Origin of the sequence: Dryocola boscaweniae (assembly GCF_025215095.1) — a bacterium.
Classification (GTDB): domain Bacteria; phylum Pseudomonadota; class Gammaproteobacteria; order Enterobacterales; family Enterobacteriaceae; genus Dryocola; species Dryocola boscaweniae.
In genome coordinates this window covers 250,613-265,467 of record NZ_JALHAP010000082.1, presented here as the reverse complement: position 1 = coordinate 265,467, position 14,855 = coordinate 250,613, and the positions used below count along the sequence as shown (strand labels likewise).

At 57.6% G+C, this 14,855-nt stretch carries 8 protein-coding genes; 3 read left to right on the top strand and 5 right to left on the bottom strand.

Features of this window, described 5'->3' with window-relative positions; translation table 11 throughout:
* Positions 1 to 258 precede the first annotated feature (258 nt).
* The 3 genes from MUA00_RS18625 to MUA00_RS18615 are packed head-to-tail and all read left to right on the top strand — an operon-like array spanning position 259 to position 6,765.
* Positions 259 to 1,620, top strand: coding sequence for an SrfA family protein (locus tag MUA00_RS18625; protein WP_271124483.1), 1,362 nt, complete (start codon positions 259 to 261; stop codon positions 1,618 to 1,620).
* Between the two features lie 4 nt (positions 1,621 to 1,624).
* Positions 1,625 to 4,597 (top strand): virulence factor SrfB, encoded by a 2,973-nt coding sequence (locus MUA00_RS18620; protein ID WP_271124482.1) that lies wholly within the window; start codon positions 1,625 to 1,627, stop codon positions 4,595 to 4,597.
* Positions 4,594 to 6,765, top strand: a complete 2,172-nt coding sequence (locus tag MUA00_RS18615; RefSeq protein ID WP_271124481.1) for a virulence factor SrfC family protein — start codon at positions 4,594 to 4,596, stop codon at positions 6,763 to 6,765. Before MUA00_RS18620 ends, MUA00_RS18615 begins: the two co-directional genes overlap by 4 nt.
* Positions 6,766 to 6,825: 60 nt before the next feature.
* Here the strand turns inward: MUA00_RS18615 and dcp are convergent, their stop codons facing one another.
* The 5 genes from dcp to guaD all read right to left on the bottom strand — a co-directional run bounded on the left by dcp (position 6,826) and on the right by guaD (position 14,852).
* Complete coding sequence (gene dcp / locus MUA00_RS18610; protein ID WP_271124480.1) at positions 6,826 to 8,871, bottom strand: peptidyl-dipeptidase Dcp; 2,046 nt, start codon at positions 8,869 to 8,871, stop codon at positions 6,826 to 6,828.
* A 114-nt stretch (positions 8,872 to 8,985) separates the two neighbouring features.
* Complete coding sequence (xdhC, locus tag MUA00_RS18605) at positions 8,986 to 9,756, bottom strand: xanthine dehydrogenase accessory protein XdhC (RefSeq protein WP_271124479.1); 771 nt, start codon at positions 9,754 to 9,756, stop codon at positions 8,986 to 8,988.
* Positions 9,753 to 12,098 carry a xanthine dehydrogenase molybdopterin binding subunit gene (gene xdhB / locus MUA00_RS18600; RefSeq protein ID WP_271124478.1) on the bottom strand — a complete coding sequence of 782 codons (2,346 nt, stop codon included), beginning with the start codon at positions 12,096 to 12,098 and terminating at the stop codon, positions 9,753 to 9,755. Before xdhB ends, xdhC begins: the two co-directional genes overlap by 4 nt.
* Positions 12,088 to 13,524: a xanthine dehydrogenase small subunit gene (gene xdhA / locus MUA00_RS18595; protein ID WP_271124477.1), complete on the bottom strand. Its 1,437-nt coding sequence runs from the start codon at positions 13,522 to 13,524 to the stop codon at positions 12,088 to 12,090. Before xdhA ends, xdhB begins: the two co-directional genes overlap by 11 nt.
* The gene (gene guaD, locus MUA00_RS18590; protein ID WP_271124476.1) at positions 13,521 to 14,852 is read right to left on the bottom strand and encodes a guanine deaminase; all 1,332 of its coding nucleotides are present in this window, start codon (positions 14,850 to 14,852) and stop codon (positions 13,521 to 13,523) included. The genes xdhA and guaD overlap by 4 nt, the downstream gene beginning before the upstream one ends.
* Between the last annotated feature and the right edge of the window lie 3 nt (positions 14,853 to 14,855).

Sequence of the window (14,855 nt, the reverse complement as noted above, 5' to 3'; positions counted from 1 at the left end):
CCCGCGGCAACCTTAACGCATTAGCCGTTCAGATCTCTGCAAAATCGAACGTGAAACGGGCGTTGCTCAAGCATAATGACGCATCCTCTACATTGGGAAAGAGCTTTATGGTTAGCATAAAATCCAGCGTCGTCATCGCAATCCCCCAATAATTAGAAAAATTTGCCGTCTCTTCTGCCGTTTGCTTAATGCAGGAATCCGTAAAATGTAATGCGTGAAGATGGCTCGAAATGAGTCGTTAACGGCAGGATGATAGACGTGGCAAAAACATTACTGCGCAGCGGATGCCTGGATGATTTCCTGGCGCTGGGCGAAAACGGACAGGCAGTGTTCGACTCGGCGTTACAGATACGCGAAACCTTACGTTTGCGTAAGCTTTATGCGGTGGCGGACAGCCTCGCTATTCCACAGCCTAATGACGAAGGCGACCGGGTTGACTGGTACGCGCCGTTCGAAGGCAGCGTGCTGAGCTGGGCCGCCGCAAGCGATGAACAGCGCAAAAAAGCGCTGCGCTATCTGGATAATTGCCAGGCGAACGTCGCAACGCTTATTCAGCGCTGCCAGCAGGCGGAAAAAACCGCCATTCAACTGTTCGGTTCGCTGCTTGCCAATACCCTGCAATTTCCCGGCAGCCAGCATGTCTACCTGGTGGATGGCAAACCGGTCATCACCTTCTGGGGCTTTGTAAACCTCAATCAGGGCGCGCGTGAAGACGTGCTGGACTGCCTGCGCGTGGTCGATGTGCCGGAACCGAGGATTGAATTTATCCCGGAACCTACGCTGCCAGAAATTGCTTCTGTCGTGGCGGATAAACCTGCTGCCGTTAAAGCAATTGTTCTTAGCGAGCCGGATGAACCGCTGGTTTATACCGCTCAGCCTCGGGTTGTTCCTGAGCCGGAAATGATAATCGCAGAAGCTGTCCCTGCGCCGCAGCCGCCTGCTGCGAAAGCAAAGTCACGTCTCTGGTTACTGCCTGTTGCCGCCGCAGCCCTGGCGCTTATCGCCACGCCGGTTGCTTACAAATTCCTGGCAACGTCCGCAGTACAGCCTTTAGCCGTGGCGAAAGCCGCCCCTGAACCGCAGCCGATTGAGCCTGCCGTTATTCAGCCCCTTGACTCCGCGCCTGCCGCCGCAGTTGAAAAATCGACGCTGCCTTTAACCGAGGCCGCCGTAGCTGCGCCTTCGGCTCCCGAACCTGCTGTTGAGCAGGCTCCGGCTGCTGCTTCCGCCGTGGCTAAAAACGCGCTGGTCCTGCCTGCGGACGCGTTAAAAATCGGTTCGACGAAATTCCTCAATGGCGCATGGCGCGTGATGATTGACGTAAAAGATCCTATTACCGGCAAGCCGCCGACCCTGCGCTATCAGATTGCCAACAATAAAGGCAGCGCGCGTCTGGTGCATGGCGACAACGTTGTTTGTAAGGTCGACGTTTTCTCCGGCCTGCAGTCGTCCGGCACGTTAATGATTAAAACGCGCGGCAGCGCCCGTTGCAGCGATGGCTCACGCTACCCGATGCCGGAAATTTCCTGCAAGCCGGGCGATAACGGCGTGGCCGAGTGCAGCGGACGCTACGAAGGGGACACCGTGGTGCCGATGACGTTTAAAAAAGTGAGTGATTAACCCTATGCTTGCCAACCTGCTCCACTACAAGCCGAGCGTGACGCTCATTAAAGACAGCGGCATCCAGTTTCTGGATTTTGGCCTCGCCCCTCAGCCTAACGCCCCGCACACCGGGCGTTATGTGCGTAAAACCGCTAACGGCCCGCTGCTGCGTCTTGATTACGACGTTGTGCCCGGCAAATTTACGCTGCCTGACACCGAAGGCGGCGCGCCGGAAGTCGTGAAGCCTGAAAGCACCATTACGCTTGGCCATTCGTTGAAAGTGCTGGATAAAACCTGGCTGCCGCTGCCGTTTCAGCGTTTTAATCCGCCGCGGACTTTTGTCGGCGGGCCGGATAACTGGGCGCGAGTGCAGATCCGCTGCCTTGAAACGCCGGACTCCGCGGGCAATACCGTGCGCGTCAGCATTGCGCTGGACACCAAAATTTATGCCGATGACAACCCGGCGGCCCACCTTGCGCCAACGCAAAACGATGTCCGCAACGGCGCCCGGTTTGCCCTGGCCTGGCAAAATCAGGAGATCCACGATTTTCTCGATCAGACCTGGGTTGACGGCTGGCTGCGTGAAGTCTTTACCCAGTTTGTGACGCGTCACGAATCACGCACCGAGCGTGAAATCGCAAGCGCGATGAAGATGTTCGAATACCAGGCTCACTACCTCAATATTCTTGAAATGCTCGGCGCGCAGCTCGCCGTGCCGGAAGTGAAAATCGTCACCGCGACCCTGCAATCCCCGGCTATTCCCGTGGATCTGGTGCTGGATGTGGGCAATACCCATACCTGCGGCGTGCTCATCGAAGATCACGGCGAAGCCAATGACGGCCTGCGCCAGACGGCAGAGCTGCAAATCCGCTCGCTGAGCGAGCCGCAGTTTATCAACGAGGCGATGTTTACCAGCCGCCTTGAGTTCTCGGAAGCCAAATTCGGCAAGCAGCATTTTTCCGTGGAAAGCGGCCGGGATGACGCATTCGTCTGGCCGTCGATCGCCCGCGTGGGCAGCGAGGCGCGTCGCATGGCCAGCGAACGTCTTGGCACGGAAGGTGCGAGCGGCATCTCAAGCCCGCGTCGCTATCTGTGGGATGAAACCCCGGCAAGCCAGGACTGGCGCTTCAGCCAGATGGGCGTAAAAACCCAGCGCGAGCCGCTCGCCACCGCCTTCCCGCTGATGAACCTGATGAACGACGACGGCCAGCCGCTCTACAGCCTGCCGATGGACGAGCGTCTGCCGGTCTTTTCCCCGCAGTACAGCCGCAGCTCGCTGATGACGCTGATGCTTTGCGAACTGTTATCCCAGGCGCTGATGCAAATCAACAGCGTCGGCTCGCGTCAGAGCATGGGGCACCTTAACGCCCCCCGCCTGCTACGCAACCTGATCCTCACCCTGCCTTCCGCGATGCCAAAACAGGAGCGCGAGCTGTTCAGCCAGCGAATGCGTGAAGCCGTAGCCCTGGTGTGGAAAGCGATGGAATGGCATCCGGCGGATGAAGGTTTTACTCTCGAACGCGACAAAGAGAAAAGCGTTGTGCCGGTTCCCGATGTGCATATGGAGTGGGACGAAGCCACCTGCGGGCAGCTCGTCTGGCTGTATAACGAAGCGATTGTGAATTACGCCGGACAAAGCGGGACGTTTTTCCGTCGTCTTGCGCGCCCGGATCGGCTGCTTAGCGAAGAAGAACCCGTGGGAAAAACCCTGCGCGTTGCCTCCATTGATATTGGCGGCGGCACCACGGACATGGCGATCACGCAGTATCAGCTTGATGACGGCGTGGGCAGCAACGTGAAGATCGCCCCGCGCCTGCTGTTCCGCGAAGGGTTCAAGGTTGCCGGTGACGACATTCTGCTGGATGTGATTCAGCGCTGCGTGCTGCAAGCCTTGCAGGCGAAAATTCACCAGGCGGGCGTGGCCGACGTCACCGGATTGATGACCACGCTGTTTGGCGAATCGGGCCGCATGGATACGCGCGGCACATTGCGCCAGCAAACGGCTTTGCAGTTGTTTATTCCCCTCGGCCACGCGGTGCTGAATTACTGGGAAAACAGCGATCCGGACGATCGCCAGGCGACCCTTGAAGCCACCTTTGGCGAGCTGCTGACCAGCCGCCCAACGGATAACGTCATTAATTACGTTCAGCAGGCGGTACAGCACGCGCTGCCGGCGGACGCCCCGGCGTTCGATTTGTTCAGCGTACCGATTCAGGTGGAGCTGGCTTCCCTGCAGGAAGCGCTGATGAGCGGGCAATTTACGCTCACCGCGCCGTTACAGGCGTTGTGCGAAGTTATCAGCCATTACTGCTGCGACGTGTTGCTGGTCACCGGCCGCCCGGCCTGTTTGCCGGGCGTACAGGCTTTGCTGCGCCATCTTCAGCCGGTGCCGGTAAACCGTATCGTCTGGCTCGATAATTATCAGACGCACGAATGGTATCCGTTCAGCCAGCAGGGCCGCATCGGCAACCCGAAATCTACCGCGGCCGTAGGCGCTATGTTATGCAGCCTGGCGATGGATTTGCGCCTGCCCGGCTTTAACTTTAAAGCCGCTGATATTCAGGCCTACTCCACCGTGCGCTACCTCGGCATGCTTGACGGCAACAACGTGCTGAGCGAAGAAAACGTCTGGTATCGCGATATCGACCTTGATAACCCGAAGGCCACGCTGGATACCCGCCTGCACTTCCCGCTGCGCGGCAACGCCTGCCTCGGTTTCCGTCAGCTCGATAACGCCCGCTGGCCCGCCACGCCGCTTTATACGCTGGCGATCAACTCCGCCTCCCTTGCCAAATCTATCGCCGGCGACGGCGTGCTGAACGTGCGGTTGCAGCAAACCCGCGACGCCGATGCTTTCGTGTTAGCGGAAGCCTGGCTGCAGGACGGTAGCAAAGTGCCGCTCAGCCAGCTTAGCTTTAAACTCAATACCCTTGCGGGCAGCTACAGCGGCGCAAGTCACTACTGGATTGACAGCGGGAGCGTCTATCAAAAATGAATCAGCCAACCGTGAGTCAACCAAAAAACGTGCTGCAAGACCTTACGAGCTGGATCCAGGATACTCGCGCTTATGCCCCGCTGTTAGAAAGCGAAGCCGACGGCCTTCTGGCGCAGATGCTGCCGTTGCAGCGCCGCCAGCAGCAGCTTGAAGCCCTGTCGGCACAGCCGCCAGCCCTGGGTTTATACGGTCATTCCGTTGCCGGTAAGCACCATTTACTCAGCGCGCTGCTGGCAAACCATACCGGGCGCATTGAAATTGCGCTGGGTGAAAAAACGCTGGATTATCTGACGCATATTAATCCCGGCCATTCCACCGCTACGCTTGCCGTTCGCTTTAGCGAGAACGCCGCCCCGGCCGTCGAAAATTTCCCGCTGCTGCTGACTTTATTTAACGAAAGCGATTTAGCGCAGCGGATAATCCGCGAATATCATGCCCGGCCCGAACCGCGCGTGGCGCAATCCAGCGTGATTGCCGCACGCATCGCCGAGTTGCAAACCAGGCGCCAGGCGCAGATTGTCGCGGGAATATCCAGCCAGCAGGTTGCCGATATTGCCCGTTGTTACCATGCGCAACTGCGCCGTCAGCACCATCCTGAAGACGCGCTCTGGCAGCAAATGGCCGATCTCATCCCAAGGCTTACGCCATCCGACCGCGTTTCGCTGCTCGCGTTGTTTTGGGGAGATGACGCTAATTTAACGGCTCAGTGGCAGCATCTGAGCGATACGCTGCATCATATTGGCGAAACAAGCCGCGTCCTCGCTCCGGCCAGTTTACTGGTCGATACATTCCTGCTTCCCGCCGAAGGTTTTCTGATCCCGGCCACGCCGAATGAGCCGGAATTGCAGGCCGACGTGATGATTTGCCCGCTGTTGGGTAACGAGGCTGGTTCGCCGGTGAGCCTTGCGCAGCGTGACCTGCTGGCGCTTTGCGCGGAAGTTTGCCTGACGTTGAGTAACGCCCCGGCGCTCCGCAACGTGGACATCATCGACATCCCCCTTGCGCAAATTGATTACTATACCGACCGGCTTGAGCCGGATACGTTGCTGGTCTGCAACGCCGCCTGCGAGCGGACGGAAGTGAAATCCGCAGGCAAAGCGCTTGCCCGCTGGGTGGACAATACGCAAGGGGCTCAGGCCGCTTTACCGGGCCTGATCTGGACAATTACCCCCTTCGACGCCCGTTTTACGCAAAACGCGAGCGTGGACGACGGCGTGCAGCGCTTAATCGGTCAGGCCGGAAAACGTTGGGGAACGCTGCAGGCGCTGGACAGCCGCAACATGCATCGCCTGCTGGAATGGCTAACCGATGCCATAAACGGCGAGCGCCGCGCCCGGCGAATAGCCATCCTGCAAAACGCGGTTAACACGCGAACCGGTGAGATATTCCAGCGGTTCAGCGACGCGCACAGCGTCACGCCAGTAACGGCCCGTCAACAGGCAGAACGCCTGGTTCGCGCTTTACAGTCAAACGCCGCGCTGCACGGCGAGCTGCTGGCAAGCCTGGTGCCGGAGCGTCATGCGCTGCTGCAATGCTGGCAGCGCCATCATCAGCAGGCGACCAAAAGACCGGCTGGTTTCCAGTTAGATATCGACCTGTTTGCCGACGATGACGGTGAAAATCCGCAAGAGATGAATCCCGCAAGCTACGCGTCTGAAGCACATAAGCTATGGGTTGCGCATCTGCGTAGCCTTGCGCAAAGAGCGGATGCGGCGCAGCTTTTTGGGCTGGATAACGCCCAGCTCCGGGCGCTTTGCGACCTGCTGATTATCGCAAGCTTACGCCTGAAGTTGCCGGACCTGCTCGAAGAGGCGCTGCAATCTGGCGACGGCAGCATGGCCCAGGAAATCACCTGCGCCAGCAACGTATTAGGGGATTTCGTCAACTGGCTCGGTTACGCCGTCGTGCCGCAGTCCAACCGCCCGGCAAGCCGCGTAAACAAAGGCGCGAAGATCTTTGCTCCGCAAGCCCAGGCGCAGGCGTCTAAGCGTTTGACGAAGCTTGGTGAAACGCCTGCCCGCGGCAACGCAAGCTATGTTTACGACTGGCTGGTGGCGTTATATGCCCGCGCGGTGGAGAATATCGGCTATCGCCATCCGCACGATGTCAGCGATTTGCATCGTGAGAAACTACGGGAATTGCTGAGTAAAGCTTCAAACAGCCGCTAAATTCCTGGGCCGATCTCAAAACCGGGTATTTCGCCCGGTTCTGTTTTTTAGATCCACAAGCTATTCGCTTAAACCACGGTTTTTCAGCATGGGTTCGCTATAGGGATCGTGCCCGCGCCAGTCGCGATAAAGCTGGGCGAGATCGCTGCTGTTTCCTCGCGATAAAATCGCTTCGCGGAATCTCTGCCCGTTCTCGGGGCTTAATCCACCCTGCTCCACAAACCACTGATAGCCGTCGTCGGCCAGCATTTGCGTCCAGATATAAGCGTAATAGCCCGCCGCGTAACCGCCGCCGAAGATATGCGCGAAATAACTGCTGCGGTAACGAGGAGGCGCTTCAGGCAGATTGATGCTCTCTTTTTCCAGCGCGCTGGTTTCAAATTGCACCACGTCCGCCACGTTCGCACCCGGCTCAAGGCTGTGCCAGTTCATATCCAGCAGCGCTGCGGCAAGCAGTTCCGTCATGTCGTAGCCCTTATTGAACTGGGCGGCACGGAACAGTTTTTCGCGCAGCGGCTCTGGCATCGCTTCGCCTGTCTGATAATGGCGGGCGTAGTTGGCGAAGACCTCGGGCTGGCGCGCCCAGTGTTCGTTGATTTGCGACGGGAACTCCACAAAATCGCGTGGCGTGTTGGTACCGGAAAGCGTGGCGTAACGCTGCGTGGCAAACAGGCCGTGTAGCGTATGGCCAAACTCGTGGAACAGCGTTACCACATCATCCCATGAGATCAGCGCGGGCTCTCCGTCTGCCGGTTTCACGTAGTTACAGACGTTATAAATAACGGGGGCATTTTCAAACAGGGTGGATTGCTCGACAAAATTCCCCATCCACGCGCCGCCGCCTTTGCTGTCGCGGGCAAAATAGTCGCCGTAGAACAGCGCCATGCCGCGCCCGTCCTTATCGAAGATTTCCCAGATGCGCACGTCCGGATGGTATGTCGGGATATCAAACCGCTCGGCAAAACTCAGGCCAAACAGCTTGCTCGCCGCCCAGAACATGCCGTTCTCCAGCACGCTGTTGAGCGCAAAGTAAGGTTTGATTTGCGCCTCGTCGAGATCGTATTTCGCACGGCGAACCTGCTCGGCGTAATATGCCCAGTCCCAGACTTCTGCCGTAAATCCGCCCTGCTGTTCGTCGATAACCTGCTGAATATCCGCCAGTTCCCGCTTTGCCAGGGCCGTTGCCGCAGGCACGATATTGCGCATGAACGTCAGCGCGGCGTCCGGCGTTTTCGCCATCTGATCGGCAATTTTCCAGGCTGCATAATTCTCAAACCCCAGCAGTTGCGCCTGTTCTGCACGCAACGCTGCGAGCCTTGCCACAATCGCGCGCGTGTCGTTGCCGTCGCTGTGCTGCGTGCGTTCCCATCCTGCTTTAAACAGATTCTCACGGGTCTGGCGATCGGTTAGCGATTGCAGCGCGGGCTGCTGAGTGAAGTTCAGCAGTGGAATCAGCCAGCGATCGGCCAGGCCTTTATCCGCTGCGGCCTGTTTAGCCGCAGCGATTTCGCTGCTGCTTAAGCCCTCAAGCTGATGAGCATAATCCAGCACCAGACCTGCGGCCTTGCCCGCCGCGTGCAGGCGATTATTAAACTGGCTGCTTAGCTGCGCCGCTTCTTTATTAAGCTGCTTCAGGCGCGTTTTTAGCTCATTGTTCAGGGTAGCGCCGGCCAGCTTAAACTGTTGCCAGACAACCTCCACCAGACGCAGGGATTCGGCGTCAAGATTCAGCGTATTTCGCTGCTGATATACCGCATCGATGCGCGCGAAAAGCGCTTCGTTCAGCCGAATTTCATCGTTAAGCTCCGCCAGTTCGCTGGCAAACTCTTCATCAAGCTGTTGCAGATAGTCGTTGGTGTGCGCCGCCGTCATGGCAAAAAAGACGCTGGTGACGCGCGCGAGCATTTGCCCGGTTTGCTCAAGCGCCAGAAAAGTATTTTCAAACGTCGGCGCGTCGAGATTCTGAGTGATAAGCGCCACTTCGCCGAGTTTGCGGCGTTTTGCGTCATCAAAAGCCGGCCGATAATGAACGTCATTGATTTGATCGAAAGGCGGGGCCTGATACGGCAATAAACTGACGTGGTAAAACGGGTTGTCTGACAACATTCTATGCTCCCGGAATAAGTAAACCAGAAGGCGGATGTCGCGTTCGCTGACCCGCCCTACGAAAACCAGTGCATTGATTGTAGGGCGGATAAGCAAGAGCGTCATCCGCCAAAGTCAGGAGGCGGTCTGATACACAGCAATAATCTCTGCGGCGATGGCCACCGCAATTTCAGCCGGAAGTTTGCCTTTCACATCGGGTAACCCGATCGGACAGCGCATGGCGTTTAATTGCCCGCTATTAATCCCTTTTCCGGCCAGACGATACTCAAAACGCTGGCGTTTAGTGCGTGAACCAATCAGGCCGAAATAGCGGTAATCGCCGCGTTTCAGAATGGCTTCGGCCAGTTCTAAATCGCGAGGATGATGATGGGTCATAACGATAAAGTAGCTTTGCGCTGCGGCCGCGGCGACGGCATCGAGCGGATCTTCTGCATGCAAGGCTTTCACGCCTGCTGGCACGTCCGTGAACTGCTCAGAGCGCTCGTCCACCCAGGTAATGTGACAGGGTAACGTTGCTAATAATGAAACCAGGGCTTTGCCGACGTGCCCTGCGCCGAATACGATAATCTGCGGCTGCGGCTGGATCAGCGGCTCAAACAGCACCGTAGTCATGCCGCCGCAGCACTGGCCCAGCCGGGCGCCAAGATTAAAATGTTCGCTACGCGGGACGGCAGCATGATTTGCCAGCATTTCACGCGCCATGGCGATGCACTGAAATTCCAGATTCCCTCCGCCAAGCGTCAGCCACGTTTGTTCCAGCCCGACCACCATTTTTGTGCCGCCGTTACGCGGCACCGAGCCTTTGTCCGCCAGCAAGGTCAACAGTACGCAGGGTTCACGGCGTTCGCGTAGCTGCATCAGAATGCTAATCCACTCATCGTTCATATCGCCTCCCGACAGCCCCAAAAAACGCGCTCCGGCGTGGCGGGCGTATCCAGCAGCGGATGTTTCTGGTAGCCAGAAACGCTGGCTACCGCGTCCTGTAAGGCGCACCACACGGAAATACCCAGCATGAAAGGAGGCTCGCCAACCGCCTTCGAGCGGTAAACCGTTTGCTGCGGATTGGCGTGATTGGCCAGCAGATTTACGCGTAAGTCAGGCGGTGTGTCGCTGATGGCCGGAATTTTATAGCTCATCGGGCTGTCGGTCATCAGCCGCCCTTTTTCATTCCACACCAGCTCTTCGCTTGTCAGCCAGCCCGCTCCCTGTACAAATCCGCCTTCTATCTGGCCGATGTCCAGCGCCGGGTTCAGTGAATTACCGACATCGTGAAGAATATCAGCGCGCAGCAGGCGGTATTCTCCCGTTAAGGTATCGACAATCACTTCCGAACAGGCCGCGCCCCAGGAGAAGTAATAGAACGGCTGCCCGCGCCCGGCTGCGCGATCGTAATGAATGCCCGGCACTTTGTAGAATCCCGTGGCGGAAAGCGGCACCTGGTTAAGCCAGGCCATATTCGCGACTTCAGCAAAGCTGAAATGATGACCGGGCACTTTTATCACGCCGTTGCGGAACTGTACCTGTTCGGCTTCGCAGTGATGCAGGCGGGTAAGCATTTCAACCAGGCGTTGTTTAATCGTTATCGCCGCCATTTCAGCGGCTTTACCGTTCAGATCCGCCCCGGACGATGCCGCCGTCGGCGACGTATTGGGGACTTTGCCCGTGCTGGTTGCGCAAACCTGAATCTGTTCCGGCTGGATTTGCAGGACTTCCGCGACAATCTGCGCCACTTTGGTATTCAGCCCTTGTCCCATTTCTGTGCCGCCGTGGTTGAGCTGCACGGTGCCGTCCGTGTAGATCACGATCAGCGCGCCCGCCTGGTTCAGAAAGCTGGAGGTGAACGAAATGCCGAACTTAACCGGCGTAAGCGAAAGCCCTCGTTTTAGCACCGGGCTTTGGCGGTTAAAGGCAGCAATTTCAGCGCGGCGCATCTCGTAACCGGCGCTTTGTTCAAGCTGCCGGGTGATTTCCGGCAGGATGTTATGTTCGACTTTCTGGTGGTAATGGGTGACGTTGCGTTCGGCTTCGCCGTAATAATTACGTTTGCGTACTTCAAGCGGATCGAGCCCCAGCTCGCGCGCTATATGGTCCATGATTTGCTCGATGGCCACCATGCCCTGCGGGCCACCGAATCCCCGGTAGGCCGTGTTGGACGCAAGATTTGTGCGGCAGCGATAGCCGGTAATAAGCACGTCGCCCAGATAATAGGCGTTGTCGGCGTGGAACATGGCGCGGTCGCAAATCGATCCGGAGAGATCAAGCGAGTAACCGCAGTTTGCCGCCAGATCGATAATCACGCCGTTGAGGATTCCTTCGCCGGTAAAACCCACGTCGTAACGGACAAAGAACGGGTGACGTTTGCCGGTAATGCGCATGTCGTCGCGTCGTGAAAGACGCATTTTGGCCGGTCGCCCTGTGAGTATCGCCGCAAGCGCCGCGTGACAGGCAAAGCTTGCCGCCTGGGTTTCCTTGCCGCCGAAGCCGCCGCCCATCCGGCGCATATCAACGGTCACTTTATTCATCGAAACGCCGAGCACCGAAGCTACCAGCTTTTGCACTTCCGTTGGGTGCTGGGTGGAAGACCAGACCGTCACGCTGCCGTCTTCGCCCGGCTGCACCATGGCGATTTGCCCTTCCAGATAAAAGTGCTCCTGACCGCCGATATGAAACGCTCCCTGAATGCGATGCTCCGCCGCAGCTAATGCGCCTCGAGCGTCGCCGCGCTGGTGAGTATGCGGCGCTTCAACATAGTTTTCTCGTTTTAACGCCTCTTCAACGTCGAGAATCGGTTCGAGGATTTCATAGTCAATTTTTGCGAGCTGCGCCGCAGCGCGGGCGGCTTCCTGCGTATCGGCGGCAAGGGTCAGCACCACCTGGCCGTGATACTCCACAACGTCTCTGGCAAACAGCGGATCGCCTGGCGCTAACGGCCCGATATCCAGCTCGCCCGGCACGTCCCGCCAGCTAAATACGCGTACTACGCCGGGAATGGTCAGGCATTCGCTGATGTCGATGTTCAAGATTTTTGCGTGGGCATGCTCGCTCAAAACCGGGCACAGATGCAGCAGGCCGGGCAAAGTGAGCTTATCGTCGATATATTCCGCTTTACCGCTCACCTGCTTATCAGCGCTTTCGTGTTTACGGCTGCGCCCCGCGCCGCCGTTTAGCTCCCGGGAAAACTGTTCGATCAGCGCCTGTTCTGTGAGGCGCACGGGGTTAGTTGACATAATCCTGTATCTCCAGAACGCTGGCGGGTGTTGTATATTGCAGCATCAGACGGTGCAGCAGGTTTTGCGCGACGGCCAGACGATAGCGCCCGCTGCCGCGAAAATCGCTCAGCGGCTGGAAGTCCGCCGCCAGCGCCAGGTTTGCCTTAGCAAGGGACTGCGCATTTAACGGCTGGCCGAGCAAAGCCCGTTCACACTCCACTGCCCGGGCAGGCGTTGCGGCCATGCCGCCGAAGGCGATTCGCGCGCTCATCACCACGCCTTCATTGATATGCAGGTTAAATGCGCCAAATACCGTGGAAATATCATCGTCTTTACGTTTGGAAATTTTCCACGCGGCAAATTTCGGTGACACCGTCACGCGTGGAATAATGATATGGCTGATAAACTCCCCCGCTTTTAATGCAGTTTGACGGTAGCCCACGAAAAATTCATCCAGCGGCAGCCTGCGTTTGAGCGCGCCGCGGCGCAATTCCAGCACCGCATCCAGCGCCAGCAGTACGGGCGCGCAGTCGCCTATGGGGGAAGCGTTCGCCAGGTTCCCGCCCAGCGTTCCATGATTGCGCACCTGCCGCGAGGCAAATCGCTCCAGCACTTTTGCAAAGGCAGGCAGCGGGCCTTCCAGCGCCTGCTGGCATGTCTGCAAAGGGGCTGCCGCACCGATGCGTATTTCTTCGTCGCTGATATCAATGGTTTTAAGTTCCGCAACCTGACTCAGGCCTATTATCAGCGGGAGGGTCTGATACTGCTGGGTGATGCTCAGGGCCAGATCGGTGCCGCCCGCCAGCAGCCTGGCCTGTGGATGCTGCGCGTACAGTTCCGCTAACGCCGGAAGGCTTTTGGGCAGCAGGCAGCGACTTGATTTTATTAACGTTGCCGTTTCGGCAGTGGCCAGGGTTTTTAGCCGCTCGACGGTTTGCGGTTCGGACTGAGTAAACTGGTCGTCTTTCGTTTTACAGGCTCGCCCGGCGGCCTCGATAATGGGCCGATAGCCGGTGCAACGGCACAAGTTTCCGCCAAGGTGCTGTTCAATATCATGAAGCTGCACGTCAGCCTGCGTTTTTTGCAGGGCGAAGATGGACATCACAAAGCCCGGCGTACAGAAGCCGCACTGCGAAGCGTGGCAGTCCGCCATCGCCTGCTGCACCGGGTGAAGTTCGCCGTTTTCAGCAAGATCTTCCACCGTCAGCAATTGCTTTCCGTCGAGCTGGCTGATGAGCGTGATGCAGCCGTTTGCCGTGTCGTAACGCATTTTATCGCCGTCTACGCGGCCCAGAACCACGGTGCAGGCTCCGCAATCTCCGGAGGCGCAACCCTCTTTGCTTCCGCAGCGATGCTCCGTTCCCCGCAGCCAGTTCAGCACCGTTGTGTTCGGATCGACATCGCTGATGGTTTTCAGCGTTTGATTAAGCAGAAACTGGATCATGCGGCCACCTCCAGCATTTCGCGCTGCCAGACGCATTTGCCGTCCACCCATGTTTGCCAGATGTTGCGATCATCTCCCAGCGTCATCAGTACGAACAATTTTTCGTAGATATCGCGGCTATTGGCGTAACGCAGCTTTTGCAGCGGCGTTACGGCAGGATCGAGCACCACAAAATCCGCCTCTTTTCCGGCCTGGAAGTTGCCAATTTTGGTATCCAGATCCAGCGCGTGCGCGCCGCCAAGCGTTGCGTGGTAGAAGGCTTCGCTGGCGCACAAACGGTAGCTTTGCAGTTGGGCGACTTTGTAGGCCTCCGCCAGGGTTTGCAGCATATTGAAGGTTGTTCCCGCCCCGACGTCCGTGCCGATCCCCATGCGCACGCCCTTTTGCATGCACTGTTTGAGGTTAAAGAGGCCGCTGCCCAAAAACAGGTTAGAAGTCGGGCAAAACGCCACCGAAGAATCGGTGTGTTGCAGACAGTCCCATTCGCATTCCTGCAGATGAATCCCGTGCGCAAAAACGCTGCGCTTACCGGTTAGTTTGTAGTGATGATAAACGCCAAGGTAGCTGGCATGCTCCGGCCACAGCGCTTTTACCCATTCCACTTCGTCGCTGTTTTCGCTCAGGTGCGTATGAACCCAGGTATCGGGAAATTCTTCCCGCAGCTTTTGCACGGCGGACAGCAGTTCCGGAGAGGAAGTCGGCGCGAATCGCGGCGTTAACGCGTAATTAAGGCGGCCACGTTTATGCCAGCGCAAAATCAGATCGCGCGTTTGCTGATAACTTTGCTCCGGCGTTTCGGTCAGGTAATCCGGCGCGTTTCTGTCCATCATGACCTTTCCGGCAATCATGCGCATGCCGACGCGTTCCGCCGCGCTAAACAGCGCATCCACCGATTGTGGATGCACCGTGCCAAACACCAGCGCCGTGGTGGTGCCGTTGCTGAGTAGCTGACTGAGGAAAAAAGCCGACATGCGAGCGGCGTGATCGTGGCTGACGTACTGGCTTTCCACCGGAAACGTGTAGGTTTGCAGCCATTCGAGAAGCTGTTCGCCGTAAGCGCCAATCATTTCGGTTTGCGGGTAATGAAGATGGGTATCGACAAAGCCGGGAAGAATAAGCTTGTCGCGATAATCAAGATAATCCGTTTCATTGCGCAGCATGCGCTGCCCTTCATCCCAGGGTAAAAGCGCCGCAATCGTGCCGCCATTCAGAAACAGCAAACCGTCGGTAATATGACGGGCATTCGTCGCCAGATTTTGGGCCGATGCGCCGACCTGTGTGATATCAAAAAACTGACCGCGTAACGCTTGCGTATAATTAATCACCATCGC